Annotated in this window: 23 protein-coding genes, 1 tRNA gene and 5 pseudogenes; 14 read left to right on the forward strand and 15 right to left on the reverse strand. The window is 34.3% G+C overall.

The genetic code is table 11. From position 1 onward, the window contains the following. Positions 1–16 precede the first annotated feature (16 nt). The 3 genes from dnaJ to M3L71_RS04880 all read left to right on the forward strand — a co-directional run bounded on the left by dnaJ (position 17) and on the right by M3L71_RS04880 (position 4,205). Positions 17–1,135 carry a molecular chaperone DnaJ gene (gene dnaJ, locus M3L71_RS04870; RefSeq protein ID WP_280143257.1) on the forward strand — a complete coding sequence of 373 codons (1,119 nt, stop codon included), beginning with the start codon at positions 17–19 and terminating at the stop codon, positions 1,133–1,135. Positions 1,136–1,304: 169 nt separating this feature from the next. Next, positions 1,305–2,939: a ribonuclease J gene (locus M3L71_RS04875; protein WP_280143258.1), complete on the forward strand. Its 1,635-nt coding sequence runs from the start codon at positions 1,305–1,307 to the stop codon at positions 2,937–2,939. 9 nt (positions 2,940–2,948) lie between these two features. Beyond that, positions 2,949–4,205 carry a Tol-Pal system protein TolB gene (locus M3L71_RS04880; protein WP_265031090.1) on the forward strand — a complete coding sequence of 419 codons (1,257 nt, stop codon included), beginning with the start codon at positions 2,949–2,951 and terminating at the stop codon, positions 4,203–4,205. A 38-nt stretch (positions 4,206–4,243) separates the two neighbouring features. On the opposite strand, the gene gatC is transcribed toward M3L71_RS04880, so the two are convergent. The 3 genes from gatC to tkt form a co-directional block, all read right to left on the reverse strand. Continuing rightward, the gene (gene gatC, locus M3L71_RS04885; protein ID WP_010401704.1) at positions 4,244–4,597 is read right to left on the reverse strand and encodes an Asp-tRNA(Asn)/Glu-tRNA(Gln) amidotransferase subunit GatC; all 354 of its coding nucleotides are present in this window, start codon (positions 4,595–4,597) and stop codon (positions 4,244–4,246) included. Then, positions 4,587–5,507, reverse strand: a complete 921-nt coding sequence (locus M3L71_RS04890; RefSeq protein ID WP_280143259.1) for a ribose-phosphate diphosphokinase — start codon at positions 5,505–5,507, stop codon at positions 4,587–4,589. Before M3L71_RS04890 ends, gatC begins: the two co-directional genes overlap by 11 nt. A 184-nt stretch (positions 5,508–5,691) precedes the next feature. Continuing rightward, positions 5,692–7,620, reverse strand: a complete 1,929-nt coding sequence (tkt, locus tag M3L71_RS04895; RefSeq protein WP_280143260.1) for a transketolase — start codon at positions 7,618–7,620, stop codon at positions 5,692–5,694. 113 nt (positions 7,621–7,733) lie between these two features. Between tkt and rpsD the strand changes: the two genes are divergently transcribed. The 7 genes and pseudogenes from rpsD to M3L71_RS04930 all read left to right on the forward strand — a co-directional run. Beyond that, positions 7,734–8,348 (forward strand): 30S ribosomal protein S4, encoded by a 615-nt coding sequence (gene rpsD / locus M3L71_RS04900; protein ID WP_280143261.1) that lies wholly within the window; start codon positions 7,734–7,736, stop codon positions 8,346–8,348. Positions 8,349–8,358: 10 nt separating this feature from the next. Continuing rightward, positions 8,359–8,445 (forward strand) — tRNA-Leu (locus M3L71_RS04905). Positions 8,446–8,465: 20 nt separating this feature from the next. Further along, positions 8,466–8,660, forward strand: coding sequence for a Fe-S cluster assembly protein IscX (gene iscX / locus M3L71_RS04910; protein ID WP_280143262.1), 195 nt, complete (start codon positions 8,466–8,468; stop codon positions 8,658–8,660). A 267-nt stretch (positions 8,661–8,927) separates the two neighbouring features. Then, the gene (locus M3L71_RS04915) at positions 8,928–9,251 is read left to right on the forward strand and encodes a DUF721 domain-containing protein (RefSeq protein ID WP_006012687.1); all 324 of its coding nucleotides are present in this window, start codon (positions 8,928–8,930) and stop codon (positions 9,249–9,251) included. Between the two features lie 54 nt (positions 9,252–9,305). Continuing rightward, positions 9,306–9,620 (forward strand): 50S ribosomal protein L28, encoded by a 315-nt coding sequence (rpmB, locus tag M3L71_RS04920; protein ID WP_006012685.1) that lies wholly within the window; start codon positions 9,306–9,308, stop codon positions 9,618–9,620. Next, positions 9,613–10,476: a lipoyl synthase gene (gene lipA, locus M3L71_RS04925; RefSeq protein WP_280143263.1), complete on the forward strand. Its 864-nt coding sequence runs from the start codon at positions 9,613–9,615 to the stop codon at positions 10,474–10,476. The genes rpmB and lipA overlap by 8 nt, the downstream gene beginning before the upstream one ends. Positions 10,477–10,718: 242 nt before the next feature. Further along, a pseudogene (locus M3L71_RS04930) lies at positions 10,719–11,621 on the forward strand (IS630 family transposase); the annotation flags it as partial. 1 nt (position 11,622) lies between these two features. Here the strand turns inward: M3L71_RS04930 and M3L71_RS04935 are convergent. The 5 genes from M3L71_RS04935 to ubiE all read right to left on the reverse strand — a co-directional run bounded on the left by M3L71_RS04935 (position 11,623) and on the right by ubiE (position 15,656). Beyond that, positions 11,623–12,123, reverse strand: a complete 501-nt coding sequence (locus M3L71_RS04935) for an IS630 family transposase (RefSeq protein WP_349292742.1) — start codon at positions 12,121–12,123, stop codon at positions 11,623–11,625. 10 nt (positions 12,124–12,133) lie between these two features. Then, a complete protein-coding gene (locus M3L71_RS04940) occupies positions 12,134–12,481 on the reverse strand; it encodes an IS630 transposase-related protein (protein ID WP_280143264.1) in 348 nt (115 codons plus the stop codon). A gap of 199 nt (positions 12,482–12,680) precedes the next feature. Beyond that, on the reverse strand, positions 12,681–12,935 hold the full coding sequence (locus M3L71_RS04945; protein ID WP_280143265.1) for a hypothetical protein: 255 nt from the start codon (positions 12,933–12,935) through the stop codon (positions 12,681–12,683). Positions 12,936–13,072: 137 nt separating this feature from the next. After that, positions 13,073–14,773, reverse strand: coding sequence for an ABC transporter ATP-binding protein (locus M3L71_RS04950; protein ID WP_280143266.1), 1,701 nt, complete (start codon positions 14,771–14,773; stop codon positions 13,073–13,075). A gap of 184 nt (positions 14,774–14,957) precedes the next feature. Continuing rightward, positions 14,958–15,656 (reverse strand): bifunctional demethylmenaquinone methyltransferase/2-methoxy-6-polyprenyl-1,4-benzoquinol methylase UbiE, encoded by a 699-nt coding sequence (ubiE, locus tag M3L71_RS04955; RefSeq protein WP_264375392.1) that lies wholly within the window; start codon positions 15,654–15,656, stop codon positions 14,958–14,960. Positions 15,657–15,742: 86 nt separating this feature from the next. Here ubiE and M3L71_RS04960 point away from each other — a divergent pair, with 86 nt between their 5' ends. From M3L71_RS04960 to M3L71_RS04970, 3 genes are all read left to right on the forward strand, one after another. After that, a complete protein-coding gene (locus M3L71_RS04960; RefSeq protein WP_458695196.1) occupies positions 15,743–16,930 on the forward strand; it encodes a Bcr/CflA family efflux MFS transporter in 1,188 nt (395 codons plus the stop codon). Positions 16,931–17,008: 78 nt separating this feature from the next. Continuing rightward, complete coding sequence (locus tag M3L71_RS04965) at positions 17,009–18,118, forward strand: ankyrin repeat domain-containing protein (RefSeq protein ID WP_280143267.1); 1,110 nt, start codon at positions 17,009–17,011, stop codon at positions 18,116–18,118. Between the two features lies 1 nt (position 18,119). Continuing rightward, positions 18,120–18,911, forward strand: a complete 792-nt coding sequence (locus M3L71_RS04970; RefSeq protein ID WP_280143268.1) for an ankyrin repeat domain-containing protein — start codon at positions 18,120–18,122, stop codon at positions 18,909–18,911. An 81-nt stretch (positions 18,912–18,992) separates the two neighbouring features. Here the strand turns inward: M3L71_RS04970 and M3L71_RS04975 are convergent. The 5 genes and pseudogenes from M3L71_RS04975 to M3L71_RS05000 all read right to left on the reverse strand — a co-directional run. Further along, positions 18,993–19,409, reverse strand: a pseudogene (locus M3L71_RS04975) (transposase); the annotation flags it as partial. Continuing rightward, a complete protein-coding gene (locus M3L71_RS04980; RefSeq protein WP_349292743.1) occupies positions 19,370–19,903 on the reverse strand; it encodes an IS630 family transposase in 534 nt (177 codons plus the stop codon). The pseudogene M3L71_RS04975 and the gene M3L71_RS04980, both read right to left, overlap by 40 nt. Further along, positions 19,872–20,165, reverse strand: a complete 294-nt coding sequence (locus tag M3L71_RS04985) for an IS630 transposase-related protein (RefSeq protein WP_349292744.1) — start codon at positions 20,163–20,165, stop codon at positions 19,872–19,874. The genes M3L71_RS04980 and M3L71_RS04985 overlap by 32 nt, the downstream gene beginning before the upstream one ends. Then, positions 20,132–20,236: an IS630 transposase-related protein gene (locus M3L71_RS04990; protein WP_280143269.1), complete on the reverse strand. Its 105-nt coding sequence runs from the start codon at positions 20,234–20,236 to the stop codon at positions 20,132–20,134. Before M3L71_RS04990 ends, M3L71_RS04985 begins: the two co-directional genes overlap by 34 nt. A 290-nt stretch (positions 20,237–20,526) precedes the next feature. Next, a pseudogene (locus tag M3L71_RS05000) lies at positions 20,527–21,634 on the reverse strand (IS3 family transposase). Positions 21,635–21,701: 67 nt separating this feature from the next. Between M3L71_RS05000 and M3L71_RS08590 the strand changes: the two are divergent. Further along, positions 21,702–21,878: pseudogene (locus M3L71_RS08590) on the forward strand (TrbC/VirB2 family protein); the annotation flags it as partial. Positions 21,879–21,880: 2 nt separating this feature from the next. Here the strand turns inward: M3L71_RS08590 and M3L71_RS05005 are convergent. Further along, positions 21,881–22,879 carry a pyruvate dehydrogenase complex E1 component subunit beta gene (locus M3L71_RS05005; protein WP_280143270.1) on the reverse strand — a complete coding sequence of 333 codons (999 nt, stop codon included), beginning with the start codon at positions 22,877–22,879 and terminating at the stop codon, positions 21,881–21,883. Between the two features lie 60 nt (positions 22,880–22,939). After that, positions 22,940–24,240, reverse strand: a pseudogene (locus M3L71_RS05010) (ankyrin repeat domain-containing protein). Positions 24,241–24,529: the final 289 nt, after the last annotated feature.

Raw genomic sequence — 24,529 nt, forward strand, 5'->3', positions numbered from 1 at the left:
TACTGAGCTATTATATATGAACAAAAAAGACTACTATGATCTGCTAGAAGTGAGCAGAAATGCTAGTACTGACGAGATAAAAAAAGCATATAAAAAACTAGCATTAAAATATCATCCTGACAGAAATCCTGGTAATAAGGAAGCAGAGGAAAAATTTAAAGAAGTAACAGCTGCATATGAAGTTCTATCTGACTCTGAAAAAAGAGCAGGTTATGATCGTTATGGTCACGATGGTGCTTCCGGTGGATTTGATTTCAGCCAAGCTGGAGGGGATTTTAGCGATATATTTAACGATTTTTTTGGTGGAGGATTCGGCGGCAGTACAAGTGGGTCAAGAACAAAAAGAAGTACAACAGGAGTATCTGGAGCAGATCTGCGCTACGAACTTAAAATTACCTTGGAAGATGCATTTAAAGGAATACAAGCACCTATACATTATGTGACAAATATAAAATGTAATACATGCCAAGGCACAGGTAGCGAAGGAGCAATCAAACCAGTTCAGTGCAACACATGCCAGGGAAGCGGTAGAATTAGAACTCAACAGGGCTTTTTTACCATTGAAAGAACGTGTACTACATGCTATGGGGAAGGAGAAATAATACAAAATAAATGTAAGAAATGCGTTGGAAGTGGACGTAAAAGAGATGAAGTAAATATCTCCGTTTCAATTCCAAAAGGCATAGAAGAAGGAGCTAAAGTAAGGGTCAGTGGTAAAGGAGAAGCTGGAGCAAGAGGTGGAAAAAGCGGAGATTTATACGTATGTGTGAAAATAGCTACTCATCAGATCTTCACTCGCAATAGAGCAGATTTACACTGTAAAGTGCCTATAAGAATGACACTAGCAGTACTTGGTGGTGAAATCGATATTCAATCAATTGATGGAGCTAAAATAAAAGTAAAGGTCCCTGAAGGCACTCAAACTGGTACCAAACTACGTTGTAGGGAAAAGGGTATGCCATATATGAACTCACATGCTCGTGGTGATTTATACGTACAGTTAATAGTTGAGACTTTAAATCCAAAGAATTTAACCCAAAAGCAGATTGGGCTATTAAAAGCGCTTGAGGAAGAGGAACATGAAAGTGTAGAGCAGAAATCCGAAGGATTCTTTGGAAAAGTAAAAAAAAAATGAGAAATTTGCTAAATGATATAAAGAGGTAGCTGTATACACTTAATTCTTTTTACCAATTTGAAAGCCTTCTCTTTTAGTGAAAAGATTTTTTTAAGTTATGCAAAAGTGATAAATTCCTTTATTTAAGGTCGAAGTTTTGCTATCCTCGCATTTTAATAATTTAAAATTAATGAACATAAACAAAAATGAGTTTTTATTTCTTCCTCTTGGAGGAGTAGGAAGAATTGGGATGAACGTTAGCCTATATCATTATCAAGGCAAGTGGATTATGATCGACCTTGGTATCGGTTTTGCAGATGAAACTATGCCAGGTGTTGAGCTGCTCATCGCTGATGTAGATTTTATTGCTCAAAGAAAAAAAGATTTGCTTGGAATAATAATTACACATGCACATGAGGATCACTGTGGTGCAGTGCCTCATCTGTGGGAAGAGTTAGAATGTCCCATATATACAACAAAGTTTACGGTTAACTTTCTCAAAGAAAAATTGAAAGAATTTCGATTGGAAGGTGTGGTACCTGTGAAAGAGGTAGACATAAATGGCAGCATAAATTTGGGTCCTTTTACCGTTGAGTTTATAAATGTAACTCACTCAATTCCTGAGGCAAATTCAATATTAATTAGCACTGAAGCAGGTAGTGCACTTCATACTGGGGACTGGAAATTTGATCCAAAACCTGTTGTTGGATTAATTTCTAATATAGAGCGTTTAAAAGAAATTGGCGATAAAGGTGATCTACTTGCAGCAATTTGTGATTCAACAAACATACTGAGCAAACACGACCCTGAATCAGAAAGTGAAATTTATGATAATATTTACAATATAATAAAGCGGTCTAAAAAATTGGTTGCTGTCTCGCTATTTGCCTCGAATGTGGCGCGAATTGAAACAATAAGCAAAGCTGCAAAAGCACTAAATAGAAAAGTGGTTTTACTTGGCAGATCTTTATGGAGAATAGTGAAAGTTGCGCAGGATAGTGGTTATTTAACTGATTCTCCTGAGTTTCTAGAAGCAAAGGAGGCAGTAAATTTTCCAAGGGAAAAGCTGGTGCTACTTTGCACAGGTTGTCAAGGTGAGCCACTGGCAGCTACCTCAAGACTTGCCGCTAAGAGTCATCAAACATTTAAAATGCAGCAAGGTGATACCATGATCTTTTCATCAAAAATCATTCCTGGCAATGAAACTCGTGCACATAACATGCTCAATGCCTTTATTGAGATGGGAGTGGAAGTTATTACTGAAAAAACAGAGAATGTTCATGCTTCCGGACATCCAGTAAAAGCAGAGCTAAGGGAAATGTATTCTTTGATAAAACCTAAGATAGCTATTCCAGTTCATGGTGAGTATATTCATACGGATGCACATGTAAAGTTCGCTAAAGAGTGCGGTGTGAAAAAAGCAATAATGATTGCACCAGGTGATATTGTTAATTTGGAGAATGGAGAAAAAGTTAGTTCAATTGATGTTGACTACTTTGGTATTGATGGTACGTTGCTACGCCATCCAGAATGCAGCGTTATAAAGATGCGTGAGAGAATGACAGATGCTGGGGTTATTGTAGTAACAGCAATTGTGAATAAGAAAAACAAATTGCTCGCTAAGCCAAAAGTATTTGCACCTGGTGTTTTCGAAGCGCAAGAAGATGCAGCCATTATGCAAAAGATCATAGAGAAGGTTGAGTCAGCATTTAGTCCACAACCGATAAAAAAAATAAGAAATAAGATTGAAAGTTCAATATTTAGTATCTTAAAGGAATATTTACTAAAAAGACCTATAATTGAAGTCCAAATAGAACAGGTATGAAATGAAAGAATGAAATTATTCGTTCAACTAATATTGCTTGTTTCGTTATTTATTCCTTATTCCACAAAAGCTGTTTTATATGTTGATATAAAAAAAAGCAATATTGGTAATATTGATCTTGTTGTATCTAAATGTGCATGCAAGACAGAAGTGGAAAGTGAGCTAAGCGAAAGCATCACAAAAGTAATTGAAACAAATCTATCTAATTGTGGCTTATTTAATGTGAAACGTAACACGAAAGTTGAGTCTTGGAAAAGCGATACTGTAGTCACAGTAAGTTTAAGTGAAGTATCAAACAGAAATTTAGAGCTATCTTTTCGTTTATCTGACAGCTTTACAAACAGAGAATTACTCACTCAGTCAGTTGTTTTTCCGGCAAAAGACTGGAGAAAAATTGCTCACCTCGTTTCGGATGTGATACATGATAGACTGATTGGTGAGAAAGGGCACTTCAACACAAAAATCACTTATATTGCTGAAGAAAAAGATAGCAATTATAAATCCGTACGTAAAATTGCTGTGATGAATCAAGATGGAAGTAATATAAAGTACTTAACAAATGGTGAGAAATTTGTGTCAACACCAAGATTTTCACCAAATGGAAAGGGTATTGTTTATATCTCATACACAAATGGTAAAAGTTATATAATATTAAAAAATTTAAAAGATAACACTGAATCAATAATCAGCGCATTTGAAGGAGTTATTTCTGCACCAAGATTTTCTCCTGATGGTAAATCTCTTTTTATTTCCCACTCATTGAGTGGTGAAACAAATATATTATCTCTAGACTTAAGTAGTAAACGAACAAAAAAAATTACTAAAGGTTCAGCTATAAGTACTTCTCCCTCTTTGTCTCCAGATCAAAAGTACATGGTTTTTAGTTCTGATATAAGTGGAAGTCAGCAACTATATATCATAGATTTCACTAAAAAAAGCAAAAAACCCAAGAGAATTAGTTTTGGAAATGGAAGATATGCTACACCTGTTTGGTCGCCAAAAGGAGATCTGATAGCTTTTACAAAAATTCAGTCAGGAAAATTTTACATAGGAGTTATGAAGCCAGATGGCAAAGAAGAGCGCTTGCTTTCAGAGGGACATAAAATTGAATCTCCGGCATGGCTACCAAATGGCAGAGAAATTATCTTTACTAACGCAGAATCACCAAGCAACTCTAAATTATATTTAGTAGATTTAGTAAAGAAAAATCAAAAAATGGTTTTTACTCCAACGAATGCTTCTTTACCAGATTGGTCTTATTTTTGAAAGTAGATCTATAAAATCGGTATAAATCTTGCTTTATCCTAATCGTTTATAACCTTCGGTACTACGAAATACCCATGCTCCGATTTTGTATTGGATAATATTTCTTCTTTAATGTTTTGAGAATTTATAATATCATCGCGTACATGGACATCCTTATCTATAGTTCCATAACGCATAGGAGAAACACCTTCAGTATTAACTTTCAACAAAGTATCATGTATCCAATCCAGCATTGTCAGTTCTTTTGAGTAGTATTGAATCTCATCATCGGATAACTTAATCCTCACAAGCTGTGCAGTTTTAAGCATTTCTTCTTTAGTAATTGTTATTTTTCTCTTATTTGCAAATTCTATTAACGAAGTGATAACATCTTCTGTTGATCTAGCTGGCACTTTTACCTCCTTGCATAAAGCAAATTAAAATATTTGCAATTGAAACAACCTCTATCTTATCATTTTTTTCAAATTTGTGAAATACGGTGTCCGTAATTACTAATTTATCCAGAGAAGAGGAAGAGATTTTCTCAACTGCATTTCCTGAAAGCATTCCATGTGTAATGCAGGAAACTAAAGACTTTGCTCCTCGGTTTTTTAAAGCAAGAGCTGCATTACATAATGTTCCGCCAGAGTCAACTATATCATCAACAATGACGCAATTTTTGTTTGCAACTTCTCCGATTACATTCATTACCTCAGATGTACCTGCTTTTTCTCTATATTTATCTACTACAACAATATCATTATCCAACTTGTGTTTTTCCTCTAAAATCTTTGCAAAAGCACGAGCTCTGCCAATTGCTCCAACATCAGGCGCAACTATTGCCAAGTTTTCCTTGTATATAGAGTTAACAAATACTTCAAAACAGCTTAGATTAGTAACTGGTATATCAAAAAAACCTTCAATTTGACTTGAATGCAAATCAATAGCAGCAACGCTATTTGCACCAGCTGTTTGAATAAGATTTGCAGTTAATTTAGCACTTAAAGCAGATTGCATATTATTGTTTTTAATAACCCTATCCTGCCTACTGTATCCGTAATAAGGAATAATAGCTGTTATTCTCTTGGCTCCAGATCTCTTTGCTGCATCAATTGTAAGCAGAAGCTCCATAAGGTTATCATTTACAGGGGAAGAAAGAGATTGTACTATATATACTTCTTGATTACGTAGATCATTTGCTACTTCTACATTTACCTCACCATCGGCAAATCTTGACACCTGATTGGGGAATATCTGAGCATTTAGCCCACTTGCTATTGAATCTCCTAATCGTTTACTAGCGCTACCTATTATTACCTTCATATATACCAATTAAGTTTTGAAAATTATACATAAACCATGGAATGATTAAAACTTTATTCTTGCCGTCAAGTAGCTCATAGAAAAGAAAAAGTTACTCGAAACATTTCACTAGCTTTCTTATCATAATAACGGTACTGGCTGAGTTCATTAAGTAATTTTATGCGCAGCGTAATGACAAAAAGTGTTATTCACAAACACATTTTACTACATAATCAGCGCTAATATTAAAATGCTTATAAAGAGCTTCATAAGGTGCTGATTCTCCGAAACTTTTCATGACAATAAATATACCATTTGAGCCTATATATTTATGCCAACCCACTTCACTTCCAGCTTCAATTGCAACTTTGATGCTGTCATTATTTAATACTACCCCTTTATATTCATCACTTTGCTCGTCAAAAAGCCTCCAACACGGCATAGAAATGACCCTTGTACCTACACCTTTTTTCTGTAATTTTTCTCTTGCCTCAACTGCAATTTCAACTTCAGATCCGGTAGCAAATATCGTCACTTCTAGCTTCCCTGAATATTCGCATAGTATATATGCACCAAATTTTGATAGGTTGGCCAATTGGTCAGTATAAGAGTACATGTAATTAATATTTTGCCTTGAAAGTGCAAATAACGATGGAGATTCTTTTTTTTCCAATGCAATGCTAATGCACTCCAAAGTTTCAATTGCATCTGCTGGCCTAAAAACATACAGATTTGGTATAGCTCTCAGAGAAGCTAAATGCTCTATTGGCTGGTGAGTTGGACCATCCTCCCCTACTCCAATTGAGTCATGAGTCATTACATATATAACCTGCTGTTTCATCAAAGCTGAAAGACGTATAGCAGGGCGGCAGTAATCGGAAAATACTAAAAAAGTTCCACCATAAGGAATAATTCCACCATGAAGAGCCATACCATTCATACAAGCTGCCATAGCGTGCTCTCTCACTCCATAGTGGACATAAGAGCTGCTATAATTATTACTATCTATTGTCTGCATATGCTTATATTTAGTACAATTTGAACCGGTAAGATCAGCAGAGCCACCAATTAGTTCTGGCATAGACTTAGTTAATAGTTCCATTACTCTGCCGAAAGAAGATCGAGTAGCTTCGTTTGGCATTAGCTTACATATTTGTTTCTTCAGATCAGCCAAATCACTCTCGATATTATTCGGCAAACGTTTCTCAAGTCTTCTTTGTAGTTCTTTATTGATCAAGGATGTATAGTTTTGCTTTGCCCTCTTAACTGTTTCTATCCAAGCGTTTCTCACATCTTCTGGTACACGAAATGGTTCATAGTCCCAATTTAATTTTTCTCTCATCTGTTTTACATCTTCCTCTGTAAAGGCACCACTATGAGCAGAAGATGTGCCAGCACGGCTTGAAAATTTTCCGATAATAGTTTTGCAACAGATTAGTGTAGGTTTATCAGACTTTTGCACCTGCTCTATTGCAAGGGATATAGCATCAAAGTCATGCCCATCGATTTTGTCAACATTCCATCCATACGCTGAAAAACGCTTTTCTACATCATCAGAGCAAGAGAGGCTAGTAGAGCCGTCTATAGAGATGCCATTATCGTCAAAAAGTGCTATCAGCTTATTTAATTTAAGATGCCCAGCAAGGGAAGCTGCTTCATGGCTTATACCTTCCATAAGACAACCATCTCCTAGCATTACATAAGTGTAGTGACTGATTTCAAACTGCTTTTCAAGAATCGATTCAGCAAGTGCCATGCCAACAGCAGTGGCAAATCCCTGACCAAGCGGGCCTGTTGTTGCTTCTATACCAGAAGTTAAGCCAAATTCTGGGTGACCTGGAGTTTTTGATGTAAGTTGCCTGAAGTTTTTTAGTTCATCTATACTAATGTAGCCTGTCAGATATAATATAGAGTATTGCAAAATTGAACCGTGACCATTTGATAGGACGAAACGATCTCTACTGATCCATTGAGAATCATCAGGGTTATGGTTTAGATATTTAGCAAATAATACAGTGGCAACATCTGCCATGCCAAGTGGCATACCTGGATGTCCAGAATTTGCTTTTTGTACTGCATCAACTGATAAAAAGCGTACAGCATTTGCCATGGATTTTAGTAGTAGATGATTCATGTATTAATAGGAAAACTTAAAAGTGAAGTATACTATATCATAGTGGCAAAAACAAGTTGACACTTAATGTTAAAATCATTAATAATTTATAGTTAGATTGTGAGAATTTTTGTATGACAACTGTTATCAATAGAAAGTATAGAATCAGTCGCAGGCTTGGTGTAAACTTATGGGGTAGAGCAAAAGATTCAGTCAATAAAAGAAAATACCCTCCAGGTCAGCATGGTATTCTTGGATTTAAGAAGTTATCTGATTTTGGTAAGCAGTTTGCTGCACATAAGAAATTTAAGTTCTACTATGCAATTTCAAGTAAGCAGCTTAGACGTACATTTTTAGATGCTTACAAAAGAAAAGGTTATACGGCTGATAATTTTATTGGTGCCTTGGAATCAAGGTTAAGTTCTGTTTTATATCACTCTGGTTTTGTGCCAACAATTTACTCGGCAAAACAGCTTATATCTCATAAACATGTTACAGTTAATGATAAGGTGGTTAACATATCAAGTTATAGAGTGAAGCCTGGTGATATAGTAAAAATAAGGGAAAGAGTAGCAAAAATTCCTATATTAATAGAGGCTGAACAAAAACAAGAACGTAAGGCTCCAGATTATTTAGAGGCAGATAGCAAAGCACTTTCAGTGAAGTATTTGAGAGCGCCTCAATATTCCCAAGTCCCCTATTCAGCAGACATGGAAGTCAATTTAGTAGTAGAATTTTACTCTAGATAAACAACATAAGGCCCGTGTGGCGGAATCGGTAGACGCAGCGGACTTAAAATCCGTGGGTTTTGCGACCTTGGGAGTTCAAGTCTCCCCATGGGCACCAGTTTAATTTATTAAAAAAGTATGAAATGGCTTGATATAGAAGATATTGCAGAAGCTCTAGAAGAGAAATTTCCAAATGAAGATATAATTAGTATTAGATTCACTGAACTTAAAAGAAAAGTCTTGGATTTAGAAGAGTTTGATGATGATAAAAATTATTGTAATGAAAAAATATTAGAGGCCATTCAAGCAGCTTGGATTGCAGAAAGATCTTAAAAAACAGATAGCTATAAGAAAATTACTGCATACAGTAAAAAGATAATTTTCTTGGAAATACTATACTTTACCCGAATTTTAATTAGCTTCATAATAATTTAACAAATTAAAATTAAAAATGATTACAAGGTAGGAAACACAAAATTCTGGCAAATGCTAGATATACAAATACTGCTTTTTATGTGTGAGGCCGAGGATCATGAAAACAATAAGTTAGTTTTTTGTATAAGAAAGTTGTAATATAATTTAATTTTAAGCACTGGAAAGATGTTTAAATATAGCGGGCCAAAGAAATTAAAATCTATAATAGAAAACTATGCATTAAAATGCATGAAAAATAAGATCAGCAAAAATGAAATACGTCTTATTTTAAACTGGAAAAGTATAGTTGGAGAGGAATTAGCAGAATGTACAAAACCACAAAAGATCTCATACGCACAAAACGTAAATTCTGGTGTTCTGCATCTGTTAGTAACAAATGGCAGTAAAGCATTAGAAATGCAGCATATGGTTTCTCTTGTAATAGAAAAAATTACAGTGTTTTTTGGCTATAAAGCAGTATACGGTATAAAAATCAAGCAAGGGAGTTGACTATTTAACTATATCAGGTTAACCTGGTTGAATAGGATAAATTGGTATATTGAAGTGAGTAGAATTTGTGAATTAACAAATAGAAAAAAGTCTTTTGGTAATAAGGTATCGCATTCAAATCGTAAAACAAAGCGTACCTTTCTCTTAAATTTACATAAAGTTACATTGACGAGTAATATATTAGACAAAAAGTTTAGCTTTCGTATAGCAACAAGAACTTTAAGAACTATAGACTATAAAGGTGATCTTGATGCTTTCTTGCTCAACACAAAAACAATTAAACTAAGCAAAGAAGCGCAAAAGATAAAAAGAAGATTAAAGAAAGTTTTAGCAAAACAAGAGGTAGAGCTAGCTGTTTCAAATGCATAGTAAGCCTACATGGCTCAGAGCAAAAACTCCAGCTGGTAAAGTATTCAATGAAACCTTAAATACTGTTAAGCTACATAACTTACATACAGTATGCGAAGAAGCTGCGTGTCCAAATATTGGTGAATGTTGGAATAAACGTCATGCTACTGTGATGATTCTCGGTTCTGTTTGTACTCGTGCTTGTGCGTTTTGCAACGTTGCAACTGGCATTCCTGATAAGCTCGATCCTCATGAACCAGAAAATTTAGCAAAAGCAATAAAAAAGTTAAATTTAAAGCACGTTGTCATTACCTCTGTTGACCGTGACGATTTACCAGATGGTGGTGCAAATCAGTTTATAAGGTGTATAGAAGAAATTAGAAAGATAACTTCGGAAACAACAATAGAGATCCTCACTCCTGATTTTTTAAATAAGAAAGGAGCGTTTGAAGCAATAGCTATTGCATCACCTGATGTTTATAACCACAACATCGAAACAGTACCAAGGCTGTATGCAAAAATAAGACCAAGAGCTCGTTATTTTCATTCACTATATTTGCTAAAGATGGTGAAACAGATTAATCCTAAACTTTTCACGAAGTCAGGGCTTATGGTTGGTCTTGGAGAAACAAAAGGAGAAATCTTTCAGGTTATGGATGATTTACGTAGCGCCGAAGTTGACTTCATTACAATTGGTCAATATTTGCAACCAACTCCAAAGCATGCAAAAATTGATAGATATGTTACTCCAGAAGAGTTTGAGCATTATAAATATATTGCTTATTCTAAAGGCTTCTTGGTAGTTGCATCAAGTCCATTAACCCGTTCATCATATCACGCTGAAGAAGATTTTAACAGGCTCAAGTCCTGTAATTGACATCTCGATTTTATTGTCCCAAATTTGGGACAATAAATCAGAAAAGCTCAGTCAGTTGCCCTAGGCTTGACTTTTTACTTAGCTGATCACAAAAAGTATGAATTTTACAGCACCTAAACCAGCTGTTTAAGATCTTATATAAGCAATTTACAGCTACTTATACCAATTCCCGCTATAGAAAGAACAGATAGAGAATAATGGGGAAAAAGTCATACTAGAGTAAGTGAAATAGCGAGGTATAAATGGCATTAAGGTCAAAACTATTAGACGAAAGAGTTGTAAATTTAGCGAAAGAAATGTTAAAAAAAGGTAAGAAATAACGCATATGTTTCAAAAAAGTTACAAGCGGTGATAGCAGGAAAAGAAAGTAGTATAAGCGCTGTGGCAAGAATATGTAAAATTTCAAGGACTGCTTTGACTGAATGGATAAAGCATCTAAAATTTGGTAGAGTAGAAAAATTATTTGCCCCGTTTCAGCGGAGAAGAAAAAGCAAATTAAACAAAAATCAACGTGAGCAAATTGAAATATGGGTAGAAAGAAATCCAAATATTACTATTAAGGAAGTACAAATAAAAATCTCAGAGGAATTTGCCCTAAACATCAGCAAATCAACAGTGCACCGTGAGATACAAAGGATGAAATTTTCTTACATAACACCGAGGCCAATGCACCATAAACAAGATAAAAACAAGCAAGAAGAGTTTAAAAGATACTTCAATAAAATAGTCAATTTCCACCCTAAAAGGGAGCTGTAGTTTTTGATGAATCACGATTTGGGACTCATTCAAAAATCGGACAGGGATGGTTTAAAAAAGGGGTCAGAACGCAGGTTAAAATGAAAATTGGTAGACAAAATTTCTATATCTAAAGTGCGGTAAATCCAAGAAGTGGTAAGAAAATTAGCCTACTTGCTCCATATGTAAACACTGATTGTATGAATATATTTCTGGAGCAGATGTCGAAAGATTTAGGCACGAAAGAAGCCTTTCTTGTAATGGATTGTGCAAGTTGGCATAGATCAAAAAGTTTGAAAATTCAGGAAAACATTACCATCATATACTTGCCTCCTTATTCACCGGAACTGAATCCTGTTGAAAGGTTGTGGCAATATATCAAATACAATACTTTACGCAATATAGTATTTTCTAAAATGAATAATAAATTTCCATTATGGTATTACCAACCAAAAGTTGTAAGTCTGTACATTTATACATTAGAGGTCTGAGGCGGCTTTTGATGGTATGCCAACAGTGTTCTATGGGATTCAAATCTGGTGAATATGTTGGAAGATACAGCACATGAAAGCCAAAAGACTCTATTAATGATTTTGTTTTAGTGGTCTTATGAAATGTAGCATTATCCATAACCATGGTTGTGCCAAGTGGCAATTTAGGTAATAACATCTTCTCCAACAATATATTGAATACCTCTTTTTCACACCCACCTTTGAAAGTCATTGGTGCAATAAATCTCATTCCAATCCACCCGGCTACTATACTGATTCTCTCTCGAGTTCTCCCTGGAACATCTGCATAAATTTTCTTTCCTCTTGGAGCACGTCCATATTCTCGGTATAACTTATTATCAACTCCTGCTTCATCTATATATAAGATGCTGGAATGTTCTATTTTTGAGATTTTATCAATAAATTGCTGCCTATCTTCTTGATTGCGCTCTTGATATAGTGTGACTTTTTTTTAAAGTAATTTTTAGCTGTTTTAGTCTATACCAAATTGAATTTATTCCAAATCCAAGATTTTGTTTCATCTCTGCCAGAGTATGATCTGGATTCTTTGTAACATATTCTTCGAGTATTTTTGGGTCTATTTTTCGAATAAAGCTACCGTTTTTAGATGGCTTTAAGCTTTCACCATCAGCTTTCTTTTTTAACCAGCGGTACAGAGTTGCTATTCCTATCTCCATGAGCTCTGCTATCTCAACCTTTGTCTTCCCTTTTTCTATCATCAATACTGCCTTTTCCCTTAAATCCACACTATATGCCATTATAACTCAAATACTTTGTTATACCTTTATCATTTGCTTTGGGAAATACTATAGTTGTGTTGCTGAAATAAATTTTGGTAGAACTGCTATGTCGCTGCAAATGAAAATCAAGCACCTGCTTATTATATTTTTAAGCAAAATGTGAAGCACATGGGAGACCATGTGCTCTTAGGTGGCAGCACGTGCGTTTATGAATTGTTTAAAAACAATCTTCTAATAAAAAAAAACCAAATCCATCACAAGGATTATGACATGTGTCATAATAGTTATGATGCGAGTTAAAATAATTATGGCAGGAATTAGTAGCACAAGGTACAAATGGAGGTGTACAAGCTTGTGCATAGTTCGATACTGGTAAAGCTGCTGGTAAATTATAAGCCATTGGAGGTGTGCAAGCTTGTGCATAGTTCGATACTGGTAAAGCTGCTGGTAAATTATAAGCCGTAAATGGCAATTTTGGTAAATTACTGTAGTTATAAACCATAATAATCCTTTGAAAAATACCATGATATTATTGTACTTTAAAATAATTAAAGATTTCATAACTTGATTGCTAAATCTAGCATGTTAACAACATTATGATTTAAATTTCTACCCTATCTTCACCAATTTTGCATACAGCCCATCTTTACTCATTAGAGAATCATGAGTTCCTACTTCTTCTACTTTCCCGCAATTAATCACTATAATCTTGTCAGCTTTGAGTGCGGTTGATAGCCTGTGCGTAATTATAATTGTTGTTCTGTTTTGCATTAATTTGCTCAGTGCTTTTTGCACGAGGTTCTCACTTTTATAATCAAGGGCAGAGGTTGCTTCATCCAGTATTAAAACCTGAGGATTTTTCAGTATTGATCTTGCTATTATAATACGTTGCTTTTGTCCTTCGGAAAGCTTTAGTCCTCTTTTTCCTACAAATGTATCAAATTTATCCTGCAGGTTATCAATAAATTCCATTGCATACGCACTGATAGCTGCTTGCTTCACCTCTTCATATTCAGCATCTGGTTTACCATATAGTATATTTTCCATTATTGAGCAAGAAAATATCATGTGATCTTGTGGTACTAAGCCAAACAGCGATCTTAGATCATTTAGCGCAATTGTCTTAATATTCTGTCCATCGATAGTAATACTGCCTTCACTTGGATCGTGAAAACGGAGCAAAAGCTTTAAAATGGTGCTCTTGCCACTGCCAGATGGTCCAACAATTGATACTGATTGGCCTGCCTCTATAGAAAATGATACGTTATTTAATGCTGGCTTATCAGCATAAAAAAATGTTACATCATTAAACGAAATTCCTTTTTGAACACTATTGATCCTTATAGGATTATCACTATCTAATATAGAGCTTTTCATGTTCATAAATTCAAATAAACGCTCTGCAATTCCAAGACCTCGTTGCAAATCACTGATGTTATCGCTTAGATTGTTTACAGCCCCTGAAGCAAGCGCTGAATAAAACACAAATGAGGAGAGTTCTCCAATGGTCATATTATTACTTAAGACTTCTTTTATTCCAAAAAAAAGCAAAATAACTAGCGAACCTATCACACACGTGATAACTAGAGTTACTAAAATAGCACGCAAGAGTACTAATTTTTCGTATGATTTTGATACTGAGTTTAGATGTTTCTGAAAACGAATTTTTTCATTTTCTTCTAGTACAAATGATTTAATGGTTACTATAGATCTAAAATTTTCCTCACTAAATGATGCAAGCTCACTTAATTTATCCTGAGCAAAGCGTGCATAATTGCGAACTTTTTTTCCAAGTGAAGTCATGATAATGAGCAGTATGGGTATTATTGCAGCTGCATATGCGGTTAAATGTAGATTTGTGTATAACAGCATTGCAACACTACCAGTTAGTACAACTGCATTCCTCAATATTGTCAATAAGCTGCTGTTTATTATCGATTGCAATGCAGAGGTATCAGTAATGAGTGCTGAGATAACATCTTGCACACCTGTATTCTCAAAGAAACTTGGTTGTAAATCAGTAATACTGCTATATAAGTCATATCTAATTCTTGCAATAACTTTTTCGCTGCCAATGCCAATGAAATATAACCGAATAAATGCAGTGAAAGAAATGCCTAAAACTATCAGTATTGAAACTACGAGCTTGGTAGTAAAGTTATGCTCTGCGCCAGAATCAATTATGTTACTTAAGCCCCTACCAAAAAGAAGAATCGTTAAAGCTGAAAATAGAACTGCAATAAAAGCTACGGTAAAATAATGTAGATTAGGTTTTATATAATAAAATAACTTCTTAATGTTAGATCGCATTTTATTTTTAAGTTAATTATATAGATTTTAGCTTCAGGAAAAAGTTACAATATTAGTTTACAGTGTACTTCGTTAGAGCAATACGTTCAAGAAACTTTAGCTTGATTTCTACTGAAGGAAAAACGCTGCGAAATTACAGAAAGTTAGCAAAAAAAAAACTACTGAATAGACCAGAGTTTAATATTCATTTTGTTCCAATATGTAATGCTACTATTCCATAGCTCATATTATAGAACTCAACATTCTTAAAGCCTATCTCTTCAATTTCCATTTTAAAATTAGTTTGAGTTGGAAATTCTCTGATGCTTTTCACTAAATATTCATAAGAACCCTTATCTTTAGCAACTATGCTACCAATTTTAGGAATTACTTTAAATGAGTATAAGTCATAAAATTTGGTGAATATCTCATTTTGATAATGCATAGGGGCAAATTCCAAGCAGACAAATTGTCCATTTTGCTTCAATACCCTATATGCTTCACTTAAAGCCTTCTTACGGTCGGAAAAGTTTCGAATACCAAAAGCTACTGTATAATAATCAAATTCGGAATCTTCAAATGGTAAGCTCTCTGCATTTGCACATACCCAATTGAAATTTAGCTGATTTGAATTTATTGCTTTATCACGCCCTTTGTCCAGCATGTTTTGATTTATATCACATACTGTAACTTGAGTACTTGGTTCACCTCTTGCTATTCTTATAGCTATATCTCCGGTTCCTCCAGCAATATCCAAAACCTTGGAGTGATTTTTAAAATGCACACTACTTACCATCTTCTCTTTCCATAGCCTGTGCATTCCAAGGCTCATTATATCATTCATAATGTCGTAGCGATTTGCTACAGAATCGAAAACCTCTTTAACTAATTGTGATTTATCCATATTTTATACAGAGATTAGCAGTTAAATTAATATACTAATGAGAAAAATATACTACAATTAAACATATTTAATCCAGTAAATCATTAGTGTCGACAGCTTTTTCACAAAATATCATCTCTCTTATTATTATATTATCTGTAGCAGTTGTTGATATGGCAACAGACTTATACTCAGTTGCATTGCCAAGTATTGCCAACTATTTTAAGATGAAAGGTAATATAGCGCAGCTTACGATCAGTTTAAATTTATTAGGAGTTGCAATATCTGGATTGATTTATGGCCCATTGTCAGACTATTATGGTAGGCGCCTAATAATGCTTATTGGTATGACAATTTTTACTTTGGCAAGTATTGCATGTTGCATAGCTGATAATATTATACTTTTAATATTAATCCGTTTTATACAAGGAGCTGGAGCTGGTGTTGCAGGCGTTGTCGGATATGCAGCAATCAGGGATATGTACTCAGGTAGTGAATACTCAAGAGTAATCTCAAAGTTAAATATGGTAGTAGCACTTTCACCTGGAATAGCTCCAGTGGTAGGCAGTTATATAATTTCACATGGTTATAGTTGGAAGTTTTTGTTTTTTATCATATCACTTGCCGCAATTATTATGCTCATTTTTATTTACTTGAAGCTGAAAGAAACGCTGACTGTAAATAAAAGTAAAGCCAGTATTAATATCTTCAAGCAATATATATCAATATTCAGGAATTATCGTTTCCTTGGGTTTTCAGCCATTCATGGATTAACTTTCATGTGGCTTTGGGCATACATTGCTAACTATCCGTTCATATTTGAATCAATGGGTATTGAAGTACAATATTTTGGCTATCTCATATCAATCATAGTCATATTTTACGTAATCGGCACTTTAATTAACAGAAGGTACGTACCAAAAATAGGAGTGAGCAAGATGCTAATCATAGGTTTGGTATTACCAATAATATCTGATGGTTTATTGGTATATTTTTATTTCATGAACAAATTGAACGTACTTATTCTTCAAGTTCTTTGGATTCCAAGCAATATAGGACTTGCACTCGTAATCAGCAATAACGTAACTTCTGCTTTAGAAACGGTCAAAAGTATAGGGCTTGGTAGTGCAGTTCTCTCATTTTGCAATATGATGTTTGGGGCTGTTGGAATATACATAGTAGGAAAATTCTTTTCTTATGGCATTTTACCAAATTTACTATTAACAGTTGTATGTTCTATAATTGCAATTCTTATATATAGTTTACTTAAATACACTCAAAAACACGAAGGATAATCATTATTTCTACAACCAAGAGTTCATGAATTATTAACTACCTTACTATAGTAATGCAATTTTATAGAGAAGTGTTAAATGAATTATTCAATCAGAAATATAGATGCTGCTTTACTTGATGCTGCTAAAAGAGGTGATCTTAATGAAGCAAAGCGCCTAATAACTGAAGAAGCTGATGTTAATGCATATGATGGATCTCAAGGTAATTCTCTATATTGGGCTGTTAAAAATAATCATTCTGATATAGCAAAAGTTCTATTAGATAATGGAGCAGATTTTATTGCTTATGACTCTTCTCGAGAACGCCACGTGTTAAATAAATACAAAGAAGTAAAAGCTGAGCATTGTAAGGTTTCTCTACATCTGTCTGCCAGACTTGGCGACTTGAAAGCAGTAGAAGACCTATTAAAGAAAGAAGCAAATGTTAATACAAAAAATGATAAAGGACAGACTCCTTTAGATTTAGCTAAGACAGAAGAAATAAAAAATCTATTACAAAGCATAAAAGATGCCAATGACAAATTGCTTGAAGCTGCTAAAAGCGGTAATATTGATGATGTAGAAAATCTGTTAAATAGAGAAGAAAAAGTACAGGTTAACGCAGAAAATGAATTTGAAGAGACCCCTCTACACTTATCTGCTCAAAATGGACATAAAGACGTAGTGGAATTTCTACTCAGCAAAGGAGCAAAAATTGATGCAAAAAATGAATTTGAAGAGACTCCTCTACATTTGGCTGCTCAAAATGGACATAAAGACGTAGTGGAATTTCTATTCAGTAAAGGAGCAAAGGTTGATGCACAAAGTGATGATCTAAGCACCCCTTTACATTTTGCTGCTAAATATGGACATAAAGACGTAGTAGAATTTCTACTCAGCAAAGGAGCAAAGGTTGATGAACAAAGTGATGATCTAAGTACCCCTTTACATTTTGCTGCTAAAAGTAGATATAAAGATACAGAAAAGATAGTAAAATTTCTACTTGATAAAGAAGCAAACGTTAATGCACAAAATAATGCAGGAGAAACCCCTTTACATTTAATTCTTCAAAAAATAGACCTAGATATAGATACAGATAAATTCTACACTCTACTGAACAAAAAAGGCATCAATGTTAATCTAACAGATAAAAATAAAGAGACTCCTTTGCATTTTTTTTTAAAAAAAGAAAGCGATGGAGATACCTGAATTGGACGATCTACTGAAAGTAGAAAGTATCAATGTTAATTTAAAAAATATAGATGGAAAGACTCCTTTACACCTGGTAATTGAAAAAAACAACTGGAATACATTACCTAATGTATCGTGGAGCCGTGAAAAGATGGTCGATATTCTAATAGAAATGAAGGCAAATGTTAATGCAGTAGATAAGGATGAGAGGACTCCTTTACATTGGGCTGCAAACTATGATAGAAAAGAGATAGTAGAAGCTCTAATAAACTCAGAAGCAAATGTTAATGCACAAGATAAATATGGAAAGACTCCTTTAGATTCAGCTAGCACAGAAGAAATAAAAACTCTATTATTAAAACCCCCCAAAAAAATTGATGACAGTATAGCATCAAAAGATAATGAAGCAGGTCAAGAGGAAGATGTTGGACAAGAAGGTAATGTCCAACCAGTTACACAAGAGCAAGACCCAAAGGAAGAACAACAGGAGATCAGTGCAGAAGAAGAAAGTGATGTAAAAATTGAAGCTGATGATAATGGACATTCTATTGACATAACACTTACACAAAATGGTGTTAGTCCACTAAGTGAATCATCAACAAATGAAGAACAGCCAAGCTCTTTTTTTAGTAACTTGTTTAGTATACTTATGAAGCCTTTTTCTTTAATAGGGTCATTTTTTGGTAATTTCTTTTCATGGTTGTTTGGATCTGATGAACCATCAACTGAATCTGATCAAATAATTGCACCAAGTAACTCAGGAGGAGAGGAGCTAACAAACTATCAAGAGGGTGATCATAATATTATATAATAGATTTCTTGCATAACTGGAATGCAAAGAAAAATCAGTTTCAAGTGGCCCGGGAGTGTTAAATAAACCATACGCGTCAAGTTAAGAGATTGTGAGCAAATTTAGAGAAGTTAAGGTGGATACCCTAGTTTTTCTGCACTTGTCTTTTAATGAAAACTGCGACCAAGTTATGGTAAGCTTTTTGAGAAAAATATTTAAGCCTTTAATTTTATTATTTAGTGCTAAAAATAACTCTCTAACCCGTCTTTTTAGCTCAATAAATGCCTTTGTTAAGCTAAGCTCCGTATTTTTTTTCAGTTCTGTGCAACCCACTATTCCATGAAATATAAGAATTGCACACAATTTGGCATATAGCTCACATAATACTCTGTATGGCTTTCCTCTCAGCTTATCAATCCTTATATTACTCTTATATAATTTGAACAATAATTCAATTTGCCATCTTATTCGGTAAACTACTAGTATTTGCTCAGCATTAATCTTACTTTTTGGAACATTATAGTATTTTCTAAAATGAATGGATAAATTTCCATTATGGTATTACCAACCAAAAGTTGTAAGTCTGTACATTTATACATTAGAGGTCTGAGGCGGCTTTTGATGGTATGCCAACAGTGTTCTATGGGATTCAAATCTGGTGAATATGTTGGAAGATACAGCACATGAAAGCCAAAAGACTCTATTAATGATTTTGTTTTAGTGGTCTTATGAAATGTAGCATTATCCATAACTATGGTTGTGCCAAGTGGCAATTTAGGTAATAACATCTTCTCCAACAATATATTGAATACCTCTTTTTCACACCCACCTTTGAAAGTCATTGGTGCAATAAATCTCATTCCAATCCACCCGGCTACTATACTGATTCTCTCTCGAGTTCTCCCTGGAATATCTGCATAAATTTTCTTTCCTCTTGGAGCACGTCCATATTCTCGGTATAACTTATTATCAACTCCTGCTTCATCTATATATAAGATGCTGGAATGTTCTATTTTGAGATTTTATCAATAAATTGCTGCCTATCTTCTTGATTGCGCTCTTGATATAGTGTGACTTTTTTAAAGTAATTTTTAGCTGTTTTAGTCTATACCAAATTGAATTTATTCCAAATCCAAGATTTTGTTTCATCTCTGCCAGAGTATGATCTGGATTCTTTGTAACATATTCTTCGAGTATTTTTGGGTCTATTTTTCGAATAAAGCTACCGTTTTTAGATGGCTTTAAGCTTTCACCAGCAGCTTTCTTTTTAACCAGCGGTACAGAGTTGCTATTCCTATCTCCATGAGCTCTGCTATCTCAACCTTTGTCTTCCCTTTTTCTATCATCAATACTGCCTTTTCCTTAAATCCACACTATATGCCATTATAACTCAAATACTTTGTTATACCTTTATCATTTGCTTTGGGAAATACTATAGTGCGTTTTTCATGCCTTTTTCACTTTAGTGACAAGCTTTAAACCTCTATCGAAGAGTTCCTCAAAGAGCTCCTTCTTGATATAGCCTTTTATAGTGCACCCATTTGTCTAGACCATTTTTTAAAGTGATCCGATTTTTAAAATGAATATGTTGATAAATACGTCGACACACATTTAAAGTATTTATCAATATATTCATTTACTGTTTATGATAATAAAGATCAGCAGGAACTTTATAATTTAGAGTCTGATGTAGCCTTCTATAGTTATACCAACCAACAAAGTCATTTATTATAAGATTCAAATCTCTGATACTATTTGGTCTATAATAATATATAGCTTCTTGCTTTAAAGTTCTCCATAAGCGCTCAACAAATATATTGTCGAAGCAACGTCCTTTATGGTCCATACTGATTTTAATATTAGCATGCTCTAATTCCGTAATAAAGTTGTAGCAAGTAAACTGTACCCCTTGATCACTATTAAAAATCTCATGTTTACCTTGTTTTAGAGCTTCTTTGAGAGTATAAAGGCAAAATCCAGCATCGAGATATGGTGATAATGAATGAGCAATAATATAGCGACTATACAAGTCCATTATTGCCACAAAATAGACAAACTTACCTTCTACCATAATATATGTTATATCAGTAGCCCATACCTGATTAACTCTACAAATAATCAAATCTTTGAGTAGATAAGGATATATTTTATGCTTTTTCTTTAATACTTGTATTACATCTTTTTCTACAATACAGCCCACTAATCTTCATTTTTTCATAATTCTTAAGATTTTTTGCGATTGACTACTACCCCACTCGCTATGATTTCAGCAGTAATTTTACGATATCCATAACGGCAATCAGAAGCCAAATATACTTCTTGAATCAAATTTGCTACTTCACTTTCGTTATTAATTATAGGCCTATAATATAGGCTAGATCTGCAAATCCCCAATAAATCAGCATGTTTCCTAATTGACAGATCAGAATCTTTTTCTATAAACCTTACTCTATCTTTTTGCTTATTTCAGTAATTTTTTTCAAATAGCTATTTTCCACTGTCAATTCTCCTATTACTTTATGTAAACTTTCTATTTCTTGCGCTAAGATTCTTTGTTTTCTCGCACTTTCACTTTCTTCAACAAATAGGTCTTTTAACCTTGCCAATACTCTATCACGCCAATCATATAGATTTGTTGATGGTATTTTATATTCACTACATATCTCAGCTGTGCTTTTTTGATTTTTTATTGCTTCCAAAGCTATCTTTGCTTTTAACTCTGGTTCATATTTTTTTGTTTCCATTCTTTTACCCCTTTACCTTCCTACTCGGATCAACCATTTTTTTGTCTAGTTTATGGGGTGAATTATAGCTTTACTTGCAATATTTGGTAGAATGCCGTGGCCTGCTCTTTTCGCCCTCGGTGTATTTTGCGCTGTGTTTTTTGGCGCTAAAACTATTGTCATAAAAGTAATGGGTGGTATAAACTCTACAAATGCCTCTTTTATGGAAGAATGTGGAACGGGAGATAAAAAAAAGAGTCAATAGGACTATTTCTTTCTAAAGCAGACTTGTTGCACAGCTTCAACTATATCTTCCACTTGTGGTAATGCTTTCTTTTCTAGGTTTGCAGCATAAGGTAAGGGGACATCCTTGCCGGTTACCCGTACAACCGGAGCGTCAAGGTAGTCAAATCCTTGTTCCATAACCATGGCTGAGAGTTCTGCTCCTATTCCTGCAAATGGCCAACCCTCTTCTATGCTTACTAATCTATTGGTCTTCTTAATAGAGTTAATAACTGTTTCAGTGTCAAGTGGTCTTAAGGTTCTGAGGTCGATAACTTCAGCTTCTATTCCTTCACTAGAGAGTAAATCTGCTGCATTTAACGCATCCATTAGTTTCAATGAAAAAGCAGTGATAGTTACATCCTTTCCTTCCCGTATAACAGCAGCTTTGCCTATCTCAAGTAGATAATCTTTATTTGATAGCTCAGAGTCAGGAACTTCATGCTCATGTCCATAAGCGATCTCGTTTTCTAGAAATATTACCGGATTAGGGTCACGAATTGCAGCTTTAAGCAGACCTCTGCAATCGGAGGCAAAGTAAGGTGCTATTACTTTCAACCCTGGAACATGCGAATACCAAGATGCAAAGCACTGAGAATGTTGTGCAGCAACTCTTGCTGCAGCTCCATTTGGTCCACGAAATACTATAGGGCATCCAAGTTGTCCACCCGACATATAATTTGTTTTTGCTGCGGAATTTACGATTTGGTCGATAGCCTGCATAGAAAAATTAAAAGTCATAAACTCCACTATTGGCCTAAGTCCAGCAAATGCTGCTCCAACAGCAAGACCAGCAAATCCATGTTCAGTAATGGGTGTATCAACTACCCTATTTTCTCCAAACTCTTTCAGTAATCCTTTCGTTACTTTATAAGCACCATCATACTCTGCAACTTCTTCACCCATGATAAATATATCAGGGTCATTTTGCATTTCTTCTCTGATCGCTGTGCATAAAGCTTCTCTTACACTTAAGATTGCCATTTGTAAACCTGTAGATTTCAACTGAAATAACTATATCAAAATTACCAGGAAGCGCACAAGTTAAGTTTTACAAGCATCATGTTGCATTGAGCATTGAATACTTACTTCTTTTAATTCAGTAGGTTGCGGTGATAGTGCGTATGTAACTCCACCGACTATCAATGAAGACATAACAGAAGTTGCAATCATCAATAGAATTGGTAATTGGAAGGCTACACTAAAGGCAACACCTACTGTCAACATGATTGAAAAGTTTACAGAAGCAATTTTTAAGAAAGACAGTTGTCTTTTTCTGTTTTTTCTAGTAATACTTTATTTGCTTTGGTTTTGCTTAATTCACTATTAAGTGTTGTATTTTTACTTTTTAGATCTTGTATTTGTTGTTTTAGTGATTGATTCTCTTCACTTAGTTTATCAAGTACTTCTAACCTATTCTCATGTTCAACAATGCAATTCTTTACCCGTTTTAATTCCTCATCTGCCTCTTGTAATTTCTGGATTTGGCTATCTCGCAACTGAATTTGAGATGGAAAACTTTCTAAAGTTTGATTATCAACTGCCTCGTCGTGATTTATTTCGGAGCAGGAAGAGGTATTAAATGTATTTTCAAGTTCTAGACCGCTGTCGTCACTACTAACACTTTCGTCAATAGGAGTCTTTTTACCACTACATGTAGCACTTTTTCTTTGCGGTGACTCAAATTTTTCTACCATATTCTTAACACCAGCATGTAAGTATTGCTCACTTACTACACTGTCACTACTTTCGCACGTAACAGGAGCCTGTTCACCACTACGTATGGTATTGTATTGTTTCACAGAATTTATAACATCTGCTGATACATCAGTTTTTTTCTCATGCTTTGTATAAAAATTTTGTTCTGCTTTCTTTAACATTTTTACTATAGCTTCTTTATTTTCTATATTACCAACCACCTCCCTTGGAGTCTTATTTTTGCTTTTTAATGAAGGATTGACTCGATTGTCATTTAGTAACCGTTTTACCATGTCTTTATGTCCACAAGAAGCAGCAATATGCAAAGCAGTTAGCCCATCATTTTTAGAACCATCTTTTACTCGAGCGCTAACACTTGCTTTCTTTTTCATTAGAAATTCCGCTATCAAAAGATTGTTGCATGCTGCAGCAATATGTAACAACGTCCAATCTTCTGCAGCTTCTTCTGAAAATTTTATACTAAATTGATGTTCTTTACTAAAATTTTTACTAAACTTGCTGTACTCTCCTGCATCTTTTCCTTTTAACTCATTCTTTATTCTTTCAAGTAAATTATCTTCATCCAAACCTCCACTTTTACTTACCTCATTTATTATTTCAAAAAACTTCTCCTTCTCTATTGCCACAACCTTTCCCTCTCAATTTATTTTTATTACTGCATAATCTCACAAAAAAGTTAAATTTATCAAAATTCTATATTTTATATAAAATAAAATTTCCTGTTTCCAAAAATTGGTAAGCATGTTTTTGATGAGATTGTAGAAAACATACTTTTATGACACCATTTGTTGTACGAACTAACTTGGCGAAAACAGATGTTCATATAGTTGTGTGGCAAAATGTTTTGCACTAGTTATGCTACTTCGTTTTCCATAACAGTTGAAAAAATTAGTAGCAAGTTGTTGTGAGTTTATG

It is taken from the genome of Wolbachia endosymbiont of Frankliniella intonsa (genome assembly GCF_029856955.1).
In the GTDB taxonomy this organism is placed as follows: domain Bacteria; phylum Pseudomonadota; class Alphaproteobacteria; order Rickettsiales; family Anaplasmataceae; genus Wolbachia.